The sequence below is a fragment of the Thioalkalivibrio thiocyanoxidans ARh2 genome (genome assembly GCF_000385215.1).
GTDB lineage: Bacteria > Pseudomonadota > Gammaproteobacteria > Ectothiorhodospirales > Ectothiorhodospiraceae > Thioalkalivibrio > Thioalkalivibrio thiocyanoxidans.
The window spans coordinates 13,697-35,175 of record NZ_ARQK01000029.1 but is presented as its reverse complement, the minus strand read 5'-3'; the positions used below and the strand labels follow the sequence as shown (position 1 = coordinate 35,175).

General features: G+C 68.7%; 16 protein-coding genes. 9 read left to right on the top strand and 7 right to left on the bottom strand.

What is annotated here, in order from left to right; all coding sequences use genetic code 11:
• Positions 1-135: 135 nt before the first annotated feature.
• Positions 136-564, bottom strand: a complete 429-nt coding sequence (locus G372_RS0101720) for a hypothetical protein (RefSeq protein ID WP_019624844.1) — start codon at positions 562-564, stop codon at positions 136-138.
• Between the two features lie 278 nt (positions 565-842).
• Between G372_RS0101720 and ddaH the strand changes: the two genes are divergently transcribed.
• On the top strand, positions 843-1,655 hold the full coding sequence (gene ddaH, locus G372_RS0101715) for a dimethylargininase (protein ID WP_341853127.1): 813 nt from the start codon (positions 843-845) through the stop codon (positions 1,653-1,655).
• Positions 1,656-1,675: 20 nt separating this feature from the next.
• Here the strand turns inward: ddaH and G372_RS0101710 are convergent, their stop codons facing one another.
• From G372_RS0101710 to G372_RS0101685, 6 genes are all read right to left on the bottom strand, one after another.
• Positions 1,676-2,377, bottom strand: coding sequence for a hypothetical protein (locus G372_RS0101710; protein ID WP_019624842.1), 702 nt, complete (start codon positions 2,375-2,377; stop codon positions 1,676-1,678).
• A 19-nt stretch (positions 2,378-2,396) separates the two neighbouring features.
• Positions 2,397-4,532 (bottom strand): adenosylcobalamin-dependent ribonucleoside-diphosphate reductase, encoded by a 2,136-nt coding sequence (locus G372_RS0101705; RefSeq protein ID WP_026340448.1) that lies wholly within the window; start codon positions 4,530-4,532, stop codon positions 2,397-2,399.
• A gap of 99 nt (positions 4,533-4,631) precedes the next feature.
• Positions 4,632-5,351: a 2OG-Fe(II) oxygenase gene (locus G372_RS0101700; RefSeq protein WP_019624840.1), complete on the bottom strand. Its 720-nt coding sequence runs from the start codon at positions 5,349-5,351 to the stop codon at positions 4,632-4,634.
• A 118-nt stretch (positions 5,352-5,469) separates the two neighbouring features.
• Complete coding sequence (locus G372_RS0101695; RefSeq protein ID WP_019624839.1) at positions 5,470-6,249, bottom strand: competence/damage-inducible protein A; 780 nt, start codon at positions 6,247-6,249, stop codon at positions 5,470-5,472.
• A gap of 6 nt (positions 6,250-6,255) precedes the next feature.
• Positions 6,256-7,350, bottom strand: coding sequence for a ferrochelatase (gene hemH / locus G372_RS0101690; protein WP_019624838.1), 1,095 nt, complete (start codon positions 7,348-7,350; stop codon positions 6,256-6,258).
• Positions 7,351-7,459: 109 nt separating this feature from the next.
• Complete coding sequence (locus G372_RS0101685) at positions 7,460-8,041, bottom strand: HNH endonuclease (RefSeq protein ID WP_018863083.1); 582 nt, start codon at positions 8,039-8,041, stop codon at positions 7,460-7,462.
• Positions 8,042-8,432: 391 nt separating this feature from the next.
• On the opposite strand from G372_RS0101685, the gene G372_RS0101680 reads away from it, so the two are divergent.
• From G372_RS0101680 to G372_RS0101645, 8 genes are all read left to right on the top strand, one after another.
• Complete coding sequence (locus tag G372_RS0101680) at positions 8,433-9,566, top strand: NAD(P) transhydrogenase subunit alpha (RefSeq protein ID WP_018863084.1); 1,134 nt, start codon at positions 8,433-8,435, stop codon at positions 9,564-9,566.
• Positions 9,563-9,874 carry an NAD(P) transhydrogenase subunit alpha part 2 gene (locus G372_RS0101675; RefSeq protein ID WP_018863085.1) on the top strand — a complete coding sequence of 104 codons (312 nt, stop codon included), beginning with the start codon at positions 9,563-9,565 and terminating at the stop codon, positions 9,872-9,874. The genes G372_RS0101680 and G372_RS0101675 overlap by 4 nt, the downstream gene beginning before the upstream one ends.
• On the top strand, positions 9,871-11,259 hold the full coding sequence (locus G372_RS0101670; RefSeq protein ID WP_018863086.1) for an NAD(P)(+) transhydrogenase (Re/Si-specific) subunit beta: 1,389 nt from the start codon (positions 9,871-9,873) through the stop codon (positions 11,257-11,259). Before G372_RS0101675 ends, G372_RS0101670 begins: the two co-directional genes overlap by 4 nt.
• 377 nt (positions 11,260-11,636) lie before the next feature.
• Complete coding sequence (locus tag G372_RS0101665) at positions 11,637-13,832, top strand: primosomal protein N' (RefSeq protein ID WP_019624836.1); 2,196 nt, start codon at positions 11,637-11,639, stop codon at positions 13,830-13,832.
• A 75-nt stretch (positions 13,833-13,907) separates the two neighbouring features.
• Positions 13,908-15,671: an arginine--tRNA ligase gene (gene argS / locus G372_RS0101660; protein ID WP_019624835.1), complete on the top strand. Its 1,764-nt coding sequence runs from the start codon at positions 13,908-13,910 to the stop codon at positions 15,669-15,671.
• 3 nt (positions 15,672-15,674) lie between these two features.
• Positions 15,675-16,259, top strand: a complete 585-nt coding sequence (locus G372_RS0101655; protein ID WP_019624834.1) for an SPOR domain-containing protein — start codon at positions 15,675-15,677, stop codon at positions 16,257-16,259.
• Positions 16,259-20,182, top strand: coding sequence for an ATP-dependent RNA helicase HrpA (gene hrpA / locus G372_RS0101650; protein ID WP_019624833.1), 3,924 nt, complete (start codon positions 16,259-16,261; stop codon positions 20,180-20,182). The genes G372_RS0101655 and hrpA overlap by 1 nt, the downstream gene beginning before the upstream one ends.
• Positions 20,183-20,207: 25 nt before the next feature.
• Entirely contained in the window at positions 20,208-21,464 is a 1,257-nt protein-coding gene (locus G372_RS0101645; RefSeq protein WP_019624832.1) for an FAD-dependent oxidoreductase, read from the top strand.
• The last annotated feature ends 15 nt before the right edge of the window (positions 21,465-21,479 follow it).

Below are 21,479 nucleotides of genomic sequence, written 5' to 3'. Positions count from 1 at the left end.
CGCGCGCCTGCCGGCGCACGCCGTTCCGGCCTCGCGAAGACAGGCTTCGCGCCGCTGCGCGGCCGGCCTCCACCCAACCGGGCCCGCCAATCCAGTCCTTGCTGGCAGCACGAGGCCATTCCAGGGCCGTTGCGTTCAGGCCGCCTCGGCGGTGATGAGGCCGCGCTGGAGGTCGACGGTGATCCGTTGACCCTCAATGACCGTCGCACAGGCCAGCAGGAAGATCTCTACGAACTCGTTTCGCTCCTCCTCCGGCATCTCCGAGGAGGTGCTGGACGCATTAAAGGTGCCGAACATGGTGTCGTGGGCGCCGGCCGAATACAGGATCAGTCGCTGCATGGCGGCCTGGTCGTCCGGCGATGGCGCAGCGGTATCCAGGACCGGCTCGCCGAGCTTCTGCTTGATGGTGGAATAGAGATGGAACAGGTATTCCGCCGCGCTCTCACGGCCCCGCCGATCCTGCAGGGTGAAGTCGGCGGAGACCGCCTGATCACTGCGGGCACGCAGCACGATATGCTTCGGCTCGGGCTGATCATCGGCGTAAGGATTCAGGATGTTGGCCACGATGTCTCCCGCGGGGTATGGACGAGTGGCGGGCCAGAGTACGAGACCGCATTCGAGATTTCCACGACGCCCCCGCCAGCCGTGTAGCTATCCACTGTGGTGGATGCAGAAATGTGGACAGACCACTACGCAGCCGGTCTCTACCCAACCCGGCGTACCAGCTGTCGCGCGCCCGCTCACGTACCTCGACGGAGGCACTTGAAGGGACGCACCCTTGCTGGCACGTTTCAAGTCAAAAGCGTGTTCGTGCCGATTCCGGCTACTAGTGGAGTACCACAATGGCGAAATCCGTTTTGATGTGTCGCCCGGAGTATTTCGCCATCCACTATGAGATCAACCCCTGGATGGACCTTGAGTGCCCCGTGTGTCCGGAGACCGCGACCCGGCAATGGGAGGCGCTTTATCAACTGTATACGGAGACCCTCGGCTGGGACGTAAACCTGATCCCGCCCGTCGAGGGGTTTCCGGACATGGTCTTCACGGCCAACGGCGCGCTCGTCGTGGGTCACAAGGTGGCACTGCCCACCTTTCGGCATCCAGAGCGTCAGGGAGAGACCTGGTGGTTCGAAAGCTGGCTGCGCGAGCAGGGGTTCACAGCGCTCTACCAGCCCCGCCACGACTTTGAAGGCGAAGGCGATGCGCTGATCTGGAACGACACGCTCTTCGCCGGCTACCCCTGGCGCAGCGATCAGGCGGCGCACGCCGAGCTCGCGTCGTTTCTGGATGTGGAAGTGGTCAGCCTCCAGCTAACCGATGCCCGCTTCTACCACCTCGACACGGCTTTCACCGTGGTCGATCGCCAATCCGTTGCCCTCTATCCGCCCGCCTTTACCCAAGAGAGCCTGGAGGCGGTACGGCATCGTGTGCCCAATGTGATCGAGGCGAACGAAGCCGATGCGCTGGCCTACGGCCTTAACGCGGTCAGTGACGGCGAGCGAATCGTCCTGAGCGACCGGGCCACTGGCCTCGCCGAACGCTACCGACAGCGCGGCATGGAGGTGCATCGGGTCGCGATCGACGAATTTCAGAAATCCGGTGGCGGCATGAAGTGCATGACACTGGACCTCAGGGGGAGACTGCAGAGCCGATAACCGAGATTCCATTCCTCGCCCTAGCACTTCGAATAACCGCAGTCGCGGCAGGTGGGGCAGCCGTCGATGAGCTCGAGCGGGCCGTCGCACTGTGGGCAGGGCGCAGCGCCTGTAGCCCCCAGGCGCGGGGCTTCCAGAATGGCGGCGGCTTCCGGGATTCGGTCCCTGTCGCGACAGGCGGCGACCAGTTCGCGGAGCGGGCGGGGGTGGCCGTCCGGGTCGAGGAAGCCGCGGCGCTGGAGGATACGTTGCAGGGCGTGGGCGATCGCGGCGACCTCGGAGGGGTGGTACAGCGGTTTGCCGTATTCGTTCTCGCCGCAGCGGACCGGGCCGCGGTCCCAGGTGACCTTGCGCAGATCGCGCAGGGCGCGGGCGGCGTAGCCGCCACGGGCCGCCAACGACAGGCTGCGCATGGTGGCGGAGATCCACTGGTAGGACTCGGAGTGCTGCCCGGTGGGCAGGAAGAACTCGATCGGGCGCTCGATAGTGACGCGCTCGCCACTGACCGTGCCGGAGACGGCCACGAAGCTGACCACCAGATAGACCGTCTGCGGCCCGTCCTGGGTCCAGTAGCGCACCTTCTCGGTAACCGACTCGAGCTCCCCCTCGGGGCGCGACGGGATGCGCTTGCCCAAGGGGTGATCGTCGCTGCCGGACGCGCCCTCGCCCTGCCGGGCATCCGAGCGGCGAAAGGCGATGATGGGCTGGTCGATCCGGTGCATCGTGTCCTCCCCGACGGCGTCAGACGTCGTCGTAGTAGCCCTCGTCCAGCGCGGCGAAGAGATTCGCGGCGGTGTGGATCTGGCCTTCGTATTCGACCTCTTCGTCGCCGCGCAGGGTCAGTTCCCGGCCGTCCGCCAGGGTGAAGGTGTACCAGGTGCTGCGCAGGCGTGCGGGGTCCACCAGCACGCCCATCTGCGCCTGCGGGTTGGGCCGGTAGGTGGTGCAACCCTTGAGACCAGCGCGCCAGGCCTGCAGGTAGACCTGCAGGAAGTCCTCGAACGGGATATCGGCCGGGACGTTGAGCGTCTTGGAGATGGCCGAGTCCACCCACGGCTGGGCGGCGGCCTGCATGCGGATGTGGGCGTCCACACTGACCCGGTCCGCGGTGATCGCGTTGGCGGGCAGATCCACCGGCCCCGCCTCGGCATCGACCCGGGCGCGGTAGGCAAGCAGTTCGTAGGAGTAGCAGTCCACCGCCTCGCGGGTACGCCGCCCGGGGCGGCGGATGTTGCGCGAGGTATGGTGGAGAAAGGTCGGCTCGATGCCGTTGCTCGCGTTGTTGGCGACCGAGAAGCTGATGGTGCCGGTGGGCGCGATGGAGGTCGCGTGGGTAAAGCGCGCGCCCTCCTCGGCCAGCGCCGCCACCAGCGCCGGGTCCTCCTCGGCGATGCGCTGCATGTAGCGGCTGAAGCGGGCATGAAGCTCCCGCCCCTTCAGCACGTCGCCGACCTGATAGCCGGCCTCGGCCAGCGCCGACTGACGCCGCAGCATGTCCGCGGTCAGCGTGAAGTCCTCGTCCATGATCGGCGCCGGGCCCTTCTCGCGCGCCAGCTCCAGCCCGGCCCGCCAGCTCTCCAACGCCAGGCGGCGACAGACCTCTGTGGTGAAATCGGCGGCCGACTCCGAGCCGTAGGTCTCCCCCAGCATCGCCAAGGCCGACCCGAGCCCGAGGATGCCCATGCCGTGGCGACGCTTGCGCAGCATCTCGGCGCGCTGTTCCGGCAGCGGCAGTCCGGAGATGTCCGCGACGTTGTCCAGCATGCGCGTGAACACGCGCACCACCCGCTCGAAACGCGCCCAGTCGAAGGCAGCATCGGCGCTGAACGGCGCGGACACGAACCGGCTCAGGTTCACCGACCCCAGCAGACAGGCCCCGTCCGGCGGCAGCGGCTCCTCGCCGCAGGGGTTGGTGGCCCGGATCACCTCGTCGAACCAGGCGTTGTTCTGGCGGTTGACCTGATCGATCAGGATGACGCCGGGTTCACCGACGTCATAGGTGCTGCGCATCAGGGTGCCCCACAGCTCGCGGGCACGCACGCGGCGGTAGACACGACAGGCGACCCGCCCCTGGTCGTCGACGCGGTAGCCGTCCTCGACCACCGGCCAGTCGCGATAGACGATATCGGATGCGGACACCCGGTCCTGCTCGACGGGCAACAGCGGGAAGGCCAGCGCCCATTCGTCGTCGCGCTCCACGGCCTCCAGGAAGGCATCGCGCACCAGCACGGACAGGTTGAACTGGGTCAGCCGCCCCTTGCGGCGCTTGACGAGGATGAAGCGCTCGATGTCCGGGTGGCCGATATCCAGCGTCGCCATCTGCGCCCCGCGGCGCCCACCGGCTGCGCCGATGGTGCGGCAGGTCTGGTCGAAGATCTGCATGAACGCCACCGGGCCGTTGGTGGGGGCGCCGGCACCCGCGACCAGCGCACCTTTCGGTCGCAGGGTGCTGAAGTCGTAGCCAATGCCGGCCCCGGCCTTGAGCGTCAGGCCGGCGGCGGTATTGGCATCGAGGATGGCCTGCAGCGAATCCCGGATTGTGCGCGATACGGTACAGTTGATCAGTGTGGTCTGAGGCTTGTGGGCCTCGGCCCCGGCATTGGCCAGTATCCGCCCGGCCGGGATGGCGCCGTTGTCCAGCGCCCAGCGGAACTCGCGCTCGATCGATGCGCGCTTGTCCGGCGCCTCGACCGCGGCGAGGGCCCCGGCGACACGGTCGAACATCGCCTCGACCGAGGCATCCACCGGCTCGCCCTGGGCGTCATGCAACTGATAGCGCTCGGCCCAGATCGAAGCCGAGGAGGCCTGCAACGGCACGTCCGTGGACGTGTCCTGAAGTGAGGTCGCCTTGTCCTGCCTTTGCCGGCTCTTGCCCATACTGGCCCGCCGCGTTGCGCTCGATCGAAGGGCGCTGCGCGCCCTTCCCCGATCATGGGCGCCGGCGCCGCAGGCTGCAAGAACGCGCCGTGGCCGGTGTCAGAAGCGGTCGAGACCGGCGAGGGGGTTGGCAAGCTCGCGCACGCGCATCCAGGAGGCGATGCTGGCGCGCCAGCGGCGGGTGGGCAGGACGGCGTGGGGCACGGCCTGGCTGAGGAACATCACCAGCGTGCCGGCCGTCGGCTGGATGCGCTGGCATTCGCGGCCTGCGTCGTCATAGATCGCGAGCTGGCCGCCGTCCCGCTCGTGCCAGTCGCGGTTCAGGTAGAACACCAGCGATAGCCGGCGGCAGTTGCCGGCCTGGAAGGCATCCACATGCCGGGCGTAATGAGTGCCGGGCGGGTACAGGGCAAAGTGCGATTCGGTCTCGAACAGGCCCGGGATCAACGTCCGGCCCACCTGCAGCCGGATCGCGTCCAGGCGCTCCATGAACGCCTGCTGGGCCGGGCTGGCGCCATCCAGCCAGTGGATCCAGTCGCCGCGGGTGGCCCGATCGCGATGGCGCTCGCCACCCCGACCAATCCGCGCCTGCGCCAGCTGCGCGGCATCGCGCAGGGCGTAGACCTCGTCGTGCAGGGCATCGACCGTGCCCGCCGGCAGGAAGTCGGGCCAGACGCACCGCTGATCGCGCATCAGCGTATCCAGCCAGCCCTCCGGCTCGCAGGCCTCGGGAACCCGGGATTCGATGACGGCCGGCGCGCGGGCCGGGAGCCTCTCGGCAGGGTCCAGCCACTCGGGGCCGGGAACGGGCAGATTCACGTGCGGGGTCTTCCATTCGGGCCGCGAACGCGGCACGCAGGCAAGTGCCTGCCCAATGCAATATACCGGGAAAGCAGGGGCGCGCAAGCCCCCAATGGCGCTGCGCGACACCACCCTGTCAGTGGCTCAGAAAGCCCCCGGAAATCAGCTGTTGGCGCAGCGCGGCCTGGCCCTCGGTTACGCGGGCGCGGGGGCCGCGCAGGCCCAGCTCGACCTGCGGGGCCTGGCGGTCCATCCGGGGCAGGCAGGAGATGCGCAGATCGGGGAATGCCGCCTCCATGGCCTCCAGCACCGGGACCAGGCGGCTCTCGGTCACGTTCTCGAGCACCAGGACCTCCTCGATCGAGCCGGCGGCGGCATCACGCCCGGGGAAACGCTGGTCCAGCACCCAGCGCACCATCGGCTCGGCCATGACCGGGAATCCCGGCACGCAGTGATGACGCTGGCAGCTGAGCCCCGGGATGCCGTTGACCGGATTCGGGATCAGGCTGGCGCCTTCCGGCAGGTCGGCCATGCGCACGCGGTGCGGCCAGGCCTCCGCGCCAAAGCGTTCCTCGAGGATGGCCATGAAGTCCGGGTGCGGCTGAAGAGGAAGCCCAAGCGCCTCGGCGAGGCAGGCGCGGGTGCGATCGTCCGGCGTGGCGCCAATCCCGCCAAAGCTGAAGACCTCTGCCCCAGTCGCCAGCGTCTCGCGAAAGGTCTGCGTCAGGCGGCCGGCGTGGTCCCCGACAATGCGGATCCAGGCCAGCTCCAGCCCCTTCTCCGCAAGGGCGGCAGTGAGGTGTTCCTGGTGCCGGTCACGGCGCTTCCCGCTGAGCAGTTCGTCGCCGATGATCACGGCACCGATCTCGGTCTCGTCGGCTTCCGCGACTCGCCCGGGCGCGGTGGTCTCGTCCATTGCGGCCTACTGCTGCGCGCCCAGGGCCAGCGCCCGTTCGCGGGCGGCGGCGCGGGCCTCGGGGGCATTGTCCGGATCGTCCAGCCACGGGGCGATGTGCTGGCGGGCCAGTCCGGCCAGGAAGTCGAGGTGGTCGGCCCGGTCGTTCAGCGCCGGGATGTAGTGGAAGCGTTCGCCGCCGGCCTTGAGGAAGATCTCGCGGTTCTCGTCGCCGATCTCCTCGATCGTCTCCAGGCAGTCGGCCGAGAAACCGGGGCAGATCACGTCCACCGAACGCACGCCCTCCTTGGGAAGCGCCTTCATCGTCTTGTCGGTATAGGGCTTCAGCCACTCCTCGCGGCCGAAACGCGACTGGAAGGTCACCTGCCACTGGTCGTCGTTCAGGCCCAGCTGGGCGGCCAGTTTCTGGCCGGTGGCATGGCAAAGGCAGTGGTACGGGTCGCCCTTGAGCAGATAGCGCTTCGGGATGCCGTGGAACGACATCACCAGGCGGTCCGCCCGGCCGTGCGCATTCCAGTGCTCGCGCACGCTGCTGGCCAGGGCTTCGATGTAGCCGGACTCGGCGTCGTAGGAGGCGACGAACTGCAGATCCGGGACCCAGCGCCAGCCCTTCAGAACATCCGCCACCGCATCGAAGGTGGAGCCGGTGGTGCTCCCCGAATACTGGGGATAAAGGGGCAGCACGATCACGCGGCGAACACCCTGGCGGCGCAGCTCGTCCAGGCCCGCCTCGATCGACGGGTTGCCATAGCGCATGCCCAGCGCGACCGGGACCTCCTCGCCAGCCTGCGCGGCCAGACGGGTGCGTACACCCTCGGCCTGACGCCGCGAGATGGCCAGCAGCGGCGAGCCGTCGTCGGTCCAGACGGTGGCGTACTTGGCGGCCGAGCACTTCGGGCGGATGTTCAGGATGATGCCGTTGAGGATCAGCCACCACAGTGGGCGCGGGAACTCGACCACACGCGGGTCCCAGAGGAATTCCTTCAGATAACGCTTGAGCGCCGGGGCGGTGGGCTCGTCCGGCGTACCGAGGTTGGTCAGCAGTACGCCCGCCTTGCGTGGCTGGCCATGGCGGTAGTCCGCCTCTCCGAAGTACTTCATGGTGCTCCCTGCGGCAATAGAGAGTGGATGACTCCTGTCGGAGTCACGCGGGTCAGGTTGGTTCCCTGCCAAGGATAGCGCGAGCGGCGCGCGGGGCGCGCGGGAGCGGTCAGCCGAGGCGGCCGCGCAGAGGGCTGGTTCGGGGGAAATGCGCCAGCAGGAACTCCATCTGGTCGGCCAGCACCCGCTTGCCTTTCAGGTAGATGTATTCCGCGTGCGTGGGCGTGAACGGGATCGCCAGCAGCTGCATGCCGGCCTGCTCGGGGGTATGCCCGGCTTTGTGGTTGTTGCAGCGCTTGCAGGCGGTGACCACATTGTTCCAGGTATCCGCCCCGTTCTGGCTGATCGGGGTCACATGGTCGCGCGAGAGATCGCGCTCGTAGAAGTGCTGTCCGCAGTACAGGCACAGATGCGCGTCACGACGGAACAGCGTGGTGTTGTTGAGCGGCGGGATGTAGTGATTGAAGCGGGACTGGCGGGTGCCGAAGGTGGCGATAATCGAGTTGACCTCGACCCGGGATCGCAACCCGGTGCGGGCGTTGATGCCGCCACGCACGCGATACAGCAGACTCCCGCAGGCGTAGGCGACCTGCTCGGTGTAATAGAGGCGCACGGCCTGTTCCAGGCCGATCCATTCCAGTGGCATGCCCGCAGCGTCCGTACGCAGGACCTGATGCTCGGTCGGCAACATGACCTCGTCCCGTCTCCAAGGAAACACGGATTTGCTCACGCGGAAATTGAGCAGGCTCGACGCACCAGGCGTGAGCAAATCCATGCCCCCTTCGCCGAAGTCGACCGCTTGCGCGGCACGGGATCGCACAGAACTTGCTTGACAATAAACAGGCCGACCGTTCAACGCAATTACAGGGGCATGAATACCGGTTTGAGCAACCGATTGTGGCCCGGAATTCGCGACAAATCGGCGGGCTGTTTAAGCGCGAAGGCGATTCCGCTACACTTGCTGGCCGTTTTTTCCGCCGAATGGGCCACAAAAGCCTTGTTCGGCGTCCTTATTACCACCCGCGAGCGCGGCCGAACGTCCCGGAGGGATTGCGGGAACGCTTGGCCCGGGGAGAGAGCGCATGGCAATCAAATTATCCGTTCCCAAGGAGAGTGCCAGCGGCGAGCGCCGCGTGGCCCTGGATCCGACGGTGGCGGCCAAGTTCGCCCAGTTGGGCGTCACCGTGCAGCTGGAGAAGGGGGCCGGCACCAACGCCCATTTCCCGGATGACTCTTACGAGTCGGCCACCGTGGTCGACACCGAGACGGCCTACGGCCAGTCGGACCTGATGGTCCGCGTGGCGCCGCCAACGGTGGAAGAGGTCAATCAGCTGCCGGAAGGCTCAACCGTCGTCAGCCTGTTCCACGCCCACCGCAACCCGGACGTGGTCAAGGCGATGCAGGAACGCAAGATTCTGAGCTTCGCGATGGAACTGATCCCGCGCATCTCGCGCGCCCAGAGCATGGACGTGCTGTCCTCGCAGGCGGCCGTGGTCGGCTACAAGGGCGCGATCATGGGCTCGGATCTGTCCTGCCGCTTCTTCCCGATGCTGACCACCGCGGCCGGCACCATCCGCCCGGCCAAGGTCATCGTGATCGGCGCCGGCGTGGCCGGGCTGCAGGCGATCGCCACGGCCAAGCGCCTGGGCGCGATGGTCGAGGCCTACGACGTGCGCTCCGCGACCAAGGAGCAGGTCGAGTCGCTGGGGGCGAAGTTCCTGGATCTTGGCGTCTCGGCCGAGGGTGAAGGCGGCTATGCCCGCGAACTGACCGCGGAAGAGAAGAAGCAGCAGCAGGACGCCCTGGGCGAGTTCATCGCCAAGGCGGACGTGCTGATCACCACGGCCGCGATCCCGGGCCGCGAGTCCCCGAAACTGATCCCGAAAGACATGGTCGAGGGCATGAAGCCGGGCGCGGTCATCATCGACCTGGCGGCCGAAGGTGGCGGCAACTGCGAACTGTCCAAGCCGGGCAAGACCAGCCGGAGCAAGGGCGTGATCATCCACGCCCCGCTGAACGTGCCCTCGCAGGTTCCGCTGCATGCCTCCGAGATGTACGCCAAGAACCTGCTCAATTTCCTCACGCCGATGATCGCCGAGGGCGGCGAGTTCAAGCCGGACTGGGAAGACGAGGTCATCGCCAAGAGCGTACTGACCCGCGACGGCGAGATCGTGCACGAGGCCACCCGTGAGGCCCTGAAGGGAGCGCAATCATGATCATCGAAGGCTTTATCGCGCTGTACATCTTCATGCTCGCGGCCTTCACCGGCTACGAGATCATCTCCAAGGTGCCGGTCATCCTGCATACCCCGCTGATGTCCGGTTCCAATTTCGTCCACGGCATCGTGCTGGTCGGGACCATGGTCGCGCTGGGCCATGCCCAGACGCCGCTGGAACAGGCGATCGGCTTTGTCGCCGTGATCCTGGCCGCGGGCAACGCCGTGGGTGGCTATGTCGTCACCGAACGCATGCTGGAGATGTTCAAGACCAGCAAGAAGGACGACAAGAAGGGAGATAACGCATGAGCCTGATCATCAACCTCGCCTACTTCGCGGCGGCGGTGCTGTTCATCGTCGGCCTCAAGCAGATGTCCTCCCCGACCACCGCGCGTCCGGGGATCATCTGGGCCGGCGTGGGCATGGTGATCGCCACGCTCGTGACCTTCGTGCATCCGGAGATCTCCGGCGGCGTGAACTACACCCTGATCATCCTGGGTATCGCCATTGGTGGTGCGCTGGCCTGGTGGAGTGGCAAGAAGGTCGCGATGACCGACATGCCGCAGATGATCGCGCTGTACAACGGCATGGGCGGCGGCGCCGCGGCCGGTATCGGTGCGATCTACCTGCTGCAGGCCACCCCGGAAACGGTCACCAACACCGGCCTGGCGATCGCCGTGACCGGCTCGCTGATCGGCTCGGTGGCCTTCTCCGGCTCGCTGGTGGCCTACGCCAAGCTCGAAGGCCTGATGAAGAAGACCTTTACCTTCGGCGGCCAGCAGATCGTGAACATCGCGATCTTCGCGATCACCGTGCTGCTGGGCTTCATGATGGCCACCGGTGGCGGCGAGATCGGCTCGTTCAGCCTGCTGCTGTTCTTCGTCCTGGCGCTGGCCTTTGGCGTGCTGATGACCCTGCCGATCGGCGGCGCCGACATGCCGGTGGTCATCTCGCTGTACAACGCCCTGACCGGCCTCGCGGTCGGTCTGAAGGGTATCGTCCTCGACAACCCGGCCCTGATGATCGCCGGTATCGTGGTCGGTGCGGCCGGTACGCTGCTCACACAGCTGATGGCCAAGGCGATGAACCGCCCGATCAAGAACATCCTGTTCAGCCAGTTCGGCGGCTCCTCCGGCGGTGCCGAGGAAGAGATCGAAGGCACGATGAAGGAGATCCAGGCCAACGACGCCGGGATCATGATGGCCTACGCCGAGAAGGTCATTATCGTGCCGGGCTACGGCATGGCGGTGGCGCAGGCGCAGCACAAGATCTGGGAGTTCACCCAGCTGCTGCAGAAGCGCGGCGTGGACGTGAAATTCGCGATCCACCCGGTCGCGGGCCGCATGCCCGGGCACATGAACGTGCTGCTGGCCGAGGCCGGCGTGCCCTACGACATCATCTTCGATCTCGACGAGATCAACGAGGAGTTCAAGACCGCGGATGTCGCGATGGTGATCGGCGCGAACGACGTCGTGAACCCGGTGGCCCGGACCAATCCGGAGTCGCCGATCTACGGCATGCCGATTCTGAACGCCGACCAGGCCCACAACGTCATCTGCGTGAAGCGCGGCAGGGGCGCCGGGTTCTCGGGCATCGAGAACCACCTGTTCTATGCCGACAACAACCAGATGCTGTACGGCGACGGCCAGAAGGTGGCCGCCGAACTGGTGGCCTCGGTCAAGGCCCTCGGCTAGTCTTGGGTCGGGCCTGGCGCCCGTCCCTCGCTTGCGAGCCCGGCCCCGTTTTCAACGCGGCCGGGCTTTTTTGTGCGCACCCTCCCGGGAGACCAATATCGGAGCAACCCCTGTACACCCCCTGTACACGATACCCACAGGCGCAAGGAAACGATGGCAATTAGGTGACACAACGGCCAACCGATATCACCAAAGAAACGCAAGCCACTGATAACACGATAAAAATGGCTTTGGTCGCTTTTTAGCCATTCTGACACGACCCAAGCAGCAACAGGCATTTAGTGGCTTTCACCCCATTTCCTCCACAGAGTTGTCCACAGGTTTTGTGGATAACGATCACACTCTTGCACCCACGCGGACTGGCGTAGACTAGTCGAATGCCCGAGACCGGAATTGCCCAGGTCGCACTCGACCGACCGCTGGACCGCCTGTTCGACTACCGGATCCCCGCCGGGACCGACCTGAGGGCCGGACAAAGGGTCCGTGTGCCCTTCGGGCGCAGCGAGGCGATCGGCATCGTCGTCGCACTCGCGGACCAAAGCGACGTCCCCGAGAACAAGCTGCGCGAAGCATTGGGTTCACCCGATCCCGGGCCCATCCTGACACCGACCGTGCTGGAACTCCTGCGCTTCGGGGCCCGCTACTATCACCACCCGCTGGGCGAGGCCGTGCTGGGCGCACTGCCACCGGGCCTGCGACGGGGTCACCCGCTGCCCGGCCTGACCCCCGAGCCCCTCTGGCGGCTCACCCCGGAAGGCCACGCGGCGCTCGCGGAAGGGCAGGTACGGGGCCGCCGCCAGCTCGCCATCCTGCGCGCCCTGCCCGCGCTCGGGGCCGCGCTGGACCGGACGACGCTGGCCACCACGGCCGCCCTGCAGATCACCGCGAAGGACCTGCGACAGCTCGAGGCACGCGGCTGGCTGGAACAGACGCGTGCCGCTCCCGGTGAACCCGCGCCCCCCAGCGGTACCGACTACACCCTGACCCCCGAGCAGGAGACGGCTATTGCGGCGCTGGCCCCGGACGACCCCCGCCCGATGCTGCTGGAGGGCGTCACCGGAAGCGGCAAGACCGAGGTCTATCTGCGCATGGCCGCCGATGCGGTCGCGCGTGGCCGTCAGGTCCTGTTCCTGATCCCGGAAATCGCGCTGACGCCGCAGCTTGCCGGGCGCATCCAGCAACGCTTTCCGGGACAGGTGGCACTGCTGCACTCCGGCCTGGCCGAGGGCGAACGCCTGCGCGCCTGGGAGGCGGCCCGGCAGGGCGAGCGCCGCATCGTGGTCGGGACCCGTTCGGCCCTGTTCGTCCCGCTGCCCGAGCCGGGCCTGATCATCGTCGACGAGGAACACGACAGCGCCTTCAAGCAGCAGGACGGCTTTCGCTACAGCGCGCGGGATCTGGCAGTCAAGCGGGGGCAACTGGAACACACCCCGGTCGTGCTGGGCTCGGCGACGCCCACCCTGGAGACCCTGCACGCCGCGCGCCAGGGCCGTTACACCCATGTACATCTGCGCACCCGCCCGGATGGCACGCAGCCACCCGGCGTGGAGACGATCGACACCCGCGTGCACAGCCCGGACGAGGGCCTGACCGCGCCGCTGCTGGATGCGATGCAGCAGACCCTGGCTGAGGGCCAGCAGTGCTTTGTCCTGCTCAACCGGCGCGGCTTTGCCCGGGTGCTGACCTGCGAGGCTTGCGGCTGGGTCGCCGACTGCCCGGACTGTGATGCCCACCTGACCGTGCATGCCCATGATCGCCGCGCGATCTGCCACCTGTGCGGGCACCAGGAACCCCGCGCCGAACGCTGCCCGGAATGCGGCGAGACCCTGGCCCATCGCGGGCTGGGCACCCAGCGTCTGGAGCAGGCCCTGGCCCGGCACTTCCCGCAGACACCAATCATCCGCCTCGACCGCGACAGCGTGCGCCACAAGGGCGCCCTGGAGGCCGCACTGGATCGCATCCGGCGGCTGGACGCCGCGATCGTCGTCGGCACCCAGATGCTGGCCAAGGGCCATGACTTCCCGCGCGTCGGACTGGTCGGCGTGATCGACGTCGACCAGGGGCTGTTCAGCGTCGACCTGCGTGCCACCGAGCACACCCTGCAACTGATCGTGCAGGCCGCCGGGCGCGCGGGCCGGGGCGATGGCGGCGGGCGGGTCCTGCTGCAGACCGGCCACCCCGATCACCCCCTGATGCGGGGGCTGGATGCCCGTAAGTACCCGGAGATGCTGGAGCCGCTGCTGGCCGAACGCGAGGCGGCCGGGCTGCCGCCGTACGGGCACCTGGCCCTGGTCCGCGTCGAAGCCGCCGAGGCCGCGGCGGCGCATCGCCACGCGGAGACCATCGCGGGACACCTGCTCGCGACGCGCCACGGCGAGCTGCGCGTCCTGGGGCCGGCCCCCGCCCCGCGCCATCGCGTGAACCGGCGATTCCGCGAGCAGATCCTGCTGCGCGCGGCCGAGCGTCAGGCCCTGCACCGCACGCTCGCGCAGGCGCGGCATTCCTGGCAGACCGAAGATCTGCCTCGCGGGGTTCGCATCGCGATCGACGTGGACCCGGTCTCGCTCGCCTGAAACCCGCATAGAACAGGCATCGGGCCGGCATTCTGGTTAGAATGCCGGGCTTTTGAGACGACGGACCCGGTTCCCTTGAAAGACGCCCTTACCCAGGCCCTCGCGGCCGCCCTGGAGACCCTGGTGGCCGATGGTCGCGTACCCGCCGATCACGGTGTCGAGGTGCAGGTGACGCGTGCCCGCGACCGCGAGCACGGCGACTTTGCCAGCAACCTGGCGATGCAGCTCGCACGCCCGGCGAAGACCAAGCCCCGCGACTTGGCCGAGGCCCTGTGCGCCGCGATGCCCGAGGTGCCCGGCCTGGCCGGTACCGAGATCGCCGGCCCCGGCTTCATCAACTTCCGCCTCGCCGCAGATGCCCGCACTCAGGTGCTGGGCCGCATCGCCACCCAGAGCGCCGACTTTGGCCGCTCGAGCGTGGGCAACGGCCGCCCGGTGCAGGTGGAGTTCGTCTCCGCCAACCCCACCGGCCCGCTGCATGTCGGCCACGGCCGCGGCGCGGCCTTCGGTGCCACCGTCGCCGACCTGCTGGATTTCTGCGGCTTCGACGTCACCCGCGAGTACTACGTGAACGACGCCGGGCGGCAGATGAACATCCTCGCCGCCAGCGTCTGGCTGCGCTATCTGGAACAGCACGGCGTGCAGGTCCCGTTCCCGGCCAACGGCTACCAGGGCGACTACATCTACCCGGTCGCCGAGGCCCTGACCGCGCAGATCGGCGAACAGGCGGTGCATCCGGCCGAGGCCGTGACCCGCGACCTGCCGCCGGACGAACCGGCCGGCGGCGACAAGGAGGTCTACATCGACGCGGTGATCGCACGCGCCCGCGAACTGCTGGGCCCGGAGCTGTACCGCACGGTATTCGACTGCGGCCTGAACGCGATCCTCGAAGACATCCGCGACGACCTGCGCGAGTTCGGAGTCGAATACCAGTGCTGGTTCTCCGAGCGCAGCCTGGCCGACTCCGGCGCGATCGATGCCGCGGTACAGGATCTCGAGGCACACGGCGCGCTGTACGAGCAGGACGGGGCGCTGTGGTTCCGCTCTTCCGACTACGGCGACGACAAGGACCGCGTGGTGCGCCGCGAGAACGGCGACTACACCTACTTCGCCTCCGACATCGCCTACCACCGCGAGAAGTTCCAGCGCGGCTTCGAGCGCGTGATCAACATCTGGGGCGCCGACCACCACGGCTACGTCCCGCGCGTGCGCGCCGCCCTGCAGGCCCTGGGCCTGGAGGCCGACCGCCTCGACGTGCTGCTGGTGCAGTTCGCGATCCTCTACCGCGGGGGCGAACGCCTGCCGATGTCCACCCGCGCCGGGCAGTTCGTCACCCTGCGCGAGCTGCGCGACGAGGTCGGATCGGATGCCGCACGCTTCTTCTATGTGCAGCGCCGTTGCGACCAGCACCTGGACTTCGACCTGGACCTGGCCAAGTCGCAGTCCAACGACAACCCGATGTACTACATCCAGTACGCCCATGCGCGCATCGCCAGCGTGCTGCGTACCGCCGCCGAGCGCGGCCATACCGCCAGCGCGCTGGACGACGCCGGGCTGTCCGCACGCCTGACCGAGCCGCAGGAAGACGACCTGCTGGATCGGCTCGACCGCTTCCCCGAGGTAATCGCGGCCGCCGCCGAGGCCTGCGAGCCGCACCAGATCGCCCAGTACCTGCGCGAGCTGGCCGCCGGCTTCCATACCTACTACAACGCCGTGCCGTTCCTGAATGCCGAGGACGCCAACGTCATCGGCGCGCGCCTGGCGCTGCTGACCGGCATCAAGCAGGTGCTGCACAATGGGCTGCGCCTGCTCGGCGTCACCGCCCCCGAACGGATGTAGCCCATGGCCCAGGCCCGCCGCAAGCGCCGCAAGACGACCCCCGCCCGCGCCTCGCGACCGATCCCGGGCTGGGTCTGGATGTTCGCTGGCCTGCTGATCGGGCTGGGGATTGCCGCCGTACTCTACCTCCAGGGAGCCGATCGCTCGCCCGACATCGGCGCCCTGTTCGGCGAACCGGAGACCCCGGCCGAGCGTGCACCCGCGGCGGAGCCGGAGCGCCTGCCCACCGATGACGAGCCGCGGTTTCGCTACTACGAGCTGCTGCCCGAAGACGAGGTCCGCGTCCCCGGTGCCGAGCGCGAAGTCCCGCAAGATCAGGTGGTCCCGCCCCCGGCCTCCCCGGCCGAGGGCGATCCGGTGATCCTGCAGATCGGGTCGTTCCGGCGGTTCGAACAGGCCGACGAGATGAAGGCCCGCATCTCCCTGCTGGGCCTGAGCCCGCAGGTGCACGAGGTCCAGATCGAGGGCGAGACCTGGCACCGCGTCTTTGTCGGCCCCTTCACCCAGGAGGACGACGTCAACCGCGCCCTGGACCGCCTGCGCTCGGAGAACATCGAGGCCCTGCGCCTGCGTCACCGGGACGGTTGATGGCCACGGCCGGCCCGGACCTGGACGCGCTGGCGAGGACCGTGGAGGCCCTGCCGCAGGGCAACGAACGCCGCGAACTGGGCGAACTGCTGCGCCGGGCCCGCCAGCGGCACCAACGCGGCCAGCCCTGTGACCGGCTCGTCTCCACCCTGACCGAACGCCTTGCGCGCGCCGAACAGGGCGCCGCCGAACGCGAACGCCTGCGCCCGCAGCCCGTCTACGCCGGCGACCTGCCGATCCACGCCGAGCGCGAGCGGATTGTCGCCGCGATCCGCGAACACCCGGTGCTGGTGCTGTGCGGCGAGACCGGCTCCGGCAAGACCACCCAGCTGCCCAAACTGTGCCTGGAGGCCGGGCGCGGCGAGACCGGGCTGATCGGCCACACCCAGCCGCGCCGCATCGCCGCGCGCTCGGTCGCCAGCCGCATCGCCGAGGAACTGGGCACCACGCTGGGGGGCGATGCGACCTCCACCGTCGGCTTCAAGGTCCGTTTCTCCGACCAGACCGGGCCGAACAACTGGGTCAAGCTGATGACCGACGGCATGCTGCTGGCGGAGCTGGCGCATGACCCGGAGCTGCGCGCCTACGACACCCTGATCGTCGACGAGGCCCACGAGCGCAGCCTGAACATCGACTTCCTGATGGGCGTGCTCAAGCGCCTGTCGAAGAAGCGCCCGGAGCTGCGCATCATCATCACCTCCGCGACGCTGGACCCGGAGCGGCTGTCCGCGTTCTTCGACGACGCGCCGATCCTGACCGTGGCCGGGCGCACCTACCCGGTGGAGCTGCGCTACCGCCCGATCGAGCCGGAAGACGCTGGCGAGGACGAGAACGCCGGCCGCGGCGAACGCGACCTGTTCGACGGCATCCGCGACGCGGTGGCCGAATGTGAGCGCGCCGGGCCCGGCGACATCCTGGTGTTCCTGCCCGGCGAGCGCGAGATCCGCGACGCCCACAAGGCCCTGCGCGGCCAGGTGCGCGCGGACACCGAGGTCCTGGCGCTGTACGCGCGCCTGTCCGCGCGCGAGCAGTCGCGGGTATTCCAGTCGCACGCCGGCCGGCGCATCGTGCTGGCCACCAATGTCGCCGAGACCGCACTGACGGTCCCCGGCATCCGCTTCGTGATCGACTCGGGGCTGGCCCGTGTCTCGCGCTACTCCTGGCGCTCGCGGGTCCAGCGCCTGAGCCTGGAACCGATCTCGCAAGCCGCCTGCGACCAGCGCGCCGGGCGCTGCGGACGGCTGGGCCCCGGTATCTGCATCCGGCTGTTCGCGGAGGACGACTACAACCTGCGCCCGCCGTTCACCGACCCGGAGATCCAGCGCTCCAACCTCGCCTCGGTGATCCTGCAGATGGCCGCGCTGAAGCTCGGCCAGCCGCGCCAGTTCCCGTTCGTGGACCCGCCCGACCCGCGCCTGGTCAAGGACGGCTACCGCCTGCTGGAGGAGCTGGGTGCGGTGGATGCCCGCGGCCGCATCACCCCGCGCGGCCGCCAGCTGGCACGCATGCCCATCGACCCGCGCCACGGCGCGATGCTGCTGGCCGGGGCCGACCACGGCTGCGTGACCGAGACCGCGACCATCGCCGCCTTCCTGTCGCTGCAGGACCCGCGCGAACGCCCGGCGGAGGCCACGCAGGCCGCGGACCAGGCCCATCGCGAGTTCCAGGTCGAGGGCTCCGACTTCATGGGCATGCTGCGGCTGTGGGAGGCCTGGCACACCGCGCGCGAGGACCTCGGCTCGAATGCGCTCAAGCGCTGGTGCCGCGAGCACTTCCTGAACTTCCTGCGCATGCGCGAGTGGCAGGAGCTGCGCGTGCAGCTGCTGCGCCAGGCCCGCGAGATGGACCTGAAGCCGAACCACCCGCCGGCCGACGCCGAGCCCGTACACCGCGCGCTGCTGACCGGGCTGGTCAGCCAGATCGGGCAGAAGACCGAGCGTGGCGACTATCTGGGCGCGCGCAACCGCCGCTTCCAGATCCATCCCGGGTCGGTCCTGGCGAAGAAGAAGCCCGCCTGGGTGATGAGCGCGGAGATCGCCGAGACCACCCGCGTCTACGCCCGCGACAACGCCCGCATCGAGCCCGACTGGATCCTGGCCGCGGCGCCGCATCTGCTCAAGCACCACATCTTCGAGCCGCACTTTCAGCGTCGCAGCGGGCGCGTCGGGGCCTTCGACCGCATCACCCTGTACGGCCTGGTCGTCGCACCGAAAAAACCGGTGGACTTCGCCAGGCACCACCCGGCCGAGGCGCGGCGTATCCTGATTCGTGAGGGCCTGGTCGGCGGCGAGCTGCGCACCCGCTCCAAGGGGGTGCAGGCCAACCGCGAGGCGGTGGCCGAGATCGCCGAGCAGGAGGCACGCGGACGCCGGCGCGACCTGCTGGTGGAAGAGGATCGACTGTTCGACTTCTATGACACCCGCCTGCCGTCGGAGATCACCGACGGTACGAGCTTCGAGACCTGGGCGCGCAAGACCGAGAAGCGGGACCCCGACGCCCTGCGGATCGACCGCGCGGAGCTCCTGAACGAGCCGGACACCACGCTCCCGCAAGGGGCCTATCCCGACCACTTGGAGGTCGAGGGCCTGCGCCTGCCGCTGGCCTACCGCTTCGAACCCGGCCAGCCGGACGACGGCGTGACCGTGACCATCCCGATCGCGGCGCTGAACGCGGTGCCCGACTGGCTGGGCGACTGGCTGGTGCCGGGGCTGCTGGAAGATCGCGTGACCGGCCTCTTGCGCAGCCTCCCCAAGGGCCTGCGCCGCCAGTTCGTGCCCGCGCCGGACTTCGCGCAGGCGGCGCTGGCGCGCATCGAACACCGCCAGGGCCCGCTCATCCCGGCGCTGGCCGAGGCCCTGCGCGCGATGACCGGCACCGAGATCCCGCTGGATGCCTGGCGCCCGGAGAACCTGGAGCCACACCTGGTGATGCGCTTCCGCATCCTCGACCCGGAAGGCCAGGAGCAGGCCAGCGGCCGTGACCTGGCCGCGCTGAAGCGCCGGCTGGGCGACAGCGCCGAGGCCCACTTCGACGCCAGCCGCCCGGACGAGATCACCCGCGAGGGGATCACCGAGTGGGACTTCGGCGCACTGCCGGAGAGTGTGGAGTTCGACCACCAGGGGGCGCAGCTGCGCGCCTTCCCGATCCTGGTCGATCGCGGCGACGCCGTCTCGCTGGAGCTGGAACCGGACCCGGCCCGGGCCACGCGCGCCCACCGTGCGGGCCTGCGTCGGCTGTTCCTGCTGGGCGCGCGCAAGACCGCCCGCGACCTGCGCCGCCAGCTCCCGGAGATCGAGCGCGCCTGCCTGAACTACTCGACGCTGGGCAGCTGCGAGGCCCTGCGCGACCAGATCCTGGAGGCCGCGGCCGACCGCGTGTTCCTGGCCGAGCCCTGGCCACGCGATGCCGAGGCCTTTCAAGAACGCCTGGAGGCCAGCCTGCCCGACTTCTCGCCGACGGTGATGGAGCTCTCGCGCCTGGCCGCCGAGATCCTGCGCCACTGGCATGATCTGCGCACCCGGCTGCAGGGGGATCTGCCGCTGTCCTGGATCGAGGCGGCACGCGACATCCGCGGGCAGCTCGAAGCACTGGTCCCGGCCGATTTCCTGCTGCGCACCCCGCACGACGTGCTGCCCGAGCTGCCACGCTACCTGCAGGCGATCGACAAGCGCCTGGAACGCCTGACCCAGGCCCCGGACAAGGACCGCGCCCGGCGCGTGGCGGTCGAGCCACTGTGGCAGCAGGCACAGGAGCTGATCGCGCGGGCGCCGGACCACCCCGACGTGCTCGCCTTTCGCTACCGCATCGAGGAGTTTCGCGTCTCGCAGTTCGCCCAGGAATTGGGCACCCGCGAGAAGGTGTCACCGAAGCGGCTGGAACGCGAATACACCGACGTGATCCAACGACTGGCAAGCGGCCAATAAGCAATCTGGACAGAGGAAGCAACGGATGCGCGTAGTCGTGATCGGGGCCGGTGTAATCGGCGTGACCTCTGCCTGGTACCTGCAGGAGGCCGGGGCCGAGGTCGTGCTGGTGGATGCCGGCCCTGCCCCCGCGACCGGCTGCAGCCAGGCCAACGGCGGCATGCTGCACGCAAGCCACGCCGAGCCCTGGAACACCCCCGGCGTCGGCCTGGACCTGCTGCGCTTTCTCGGTCGCACGGAGTCACCGCTCCTGCTGCGCCCGCGCGCGCTGCCGGGGCTGGCCGGGTGGGGCCTGCGTTTTCTCTGGAACAGCCGCCGTTCGCTGTTCGAGCAGCACACCCGCCTGAATGCCCGGCTGGCCGCGTTCTCGCTCCGGGAGATCGACCGCCTGCAGCGGGAACTGGCGAGCGAGGGGCTGGACTTCGACTTTCGCCGCTGCGGCATCCTGAAGCTGTTCCAGGACCCGGCCAGCCAGGCCCACAACCGCGCCGCCAGCGAGGCGATGACTGATGAGGACGTGCGCTTCGAGGACTGGGACGTGGAGCGCATCATCGCGGAGGAGCCGGCGCTGGCCCCGGTGCGCGACCGCCTGTGCGGCGGGCTGTTCTTCCCTGGGGATGCGATCGGCGACGCCGCCCGCTTCACCGAGCAACTGCTCGCGATCGGCCAGCGCCGGGGCATCCGCTATTACCCGAATGTCGCGGTTCGACGCCTGCGCACCCACCGCGGCCGGATCGACGCGGTGGAGACCTCCGAAGGGCCGATCGCGGCGGCGGCCTGCGTGGTGGCCAACGGCTACCACGCCCCGGACCTGCTACGCCCGCTGGGACTGCATCTCCCCGTCGCCCCGGTGAAGGGCTATTCGCTGACCCTGCCGATGGACGCCGACTGCCGCCTGAACCTGCCGCTGATCGATGACGCCAACAAGGTGGTGATGACCCCGCTGGGGGAGCGCCTGCGCCTGGCCGGCACCGCCGAGTTCGCCGGCCGCGACCGCCACCTGAATGCCGAACGCGCAGCCAATGTCCTCGATCAGTGCCGGCGCACGCTGACTGGCCTGCCCGCGACCTTCGACTGGGAGACGATGGCGCCCTGGACCGGGCTGCGCCCGATGAGTGCCCGTGGCACGCCCATCCTCGGCCCCACCGCCATCGAGGGCCTGCACCTGAATACCGGGTCCGGCCATCTGGGCTGGACGTTTGCGTGCGGGGCGGCGGCACTCGTGCGTGCAGGGGTGCTGGGCGAATCGCCGTCTCTATCCATGGAAGACCTGAGGCTCTGATCTCGGCCCGGGGCG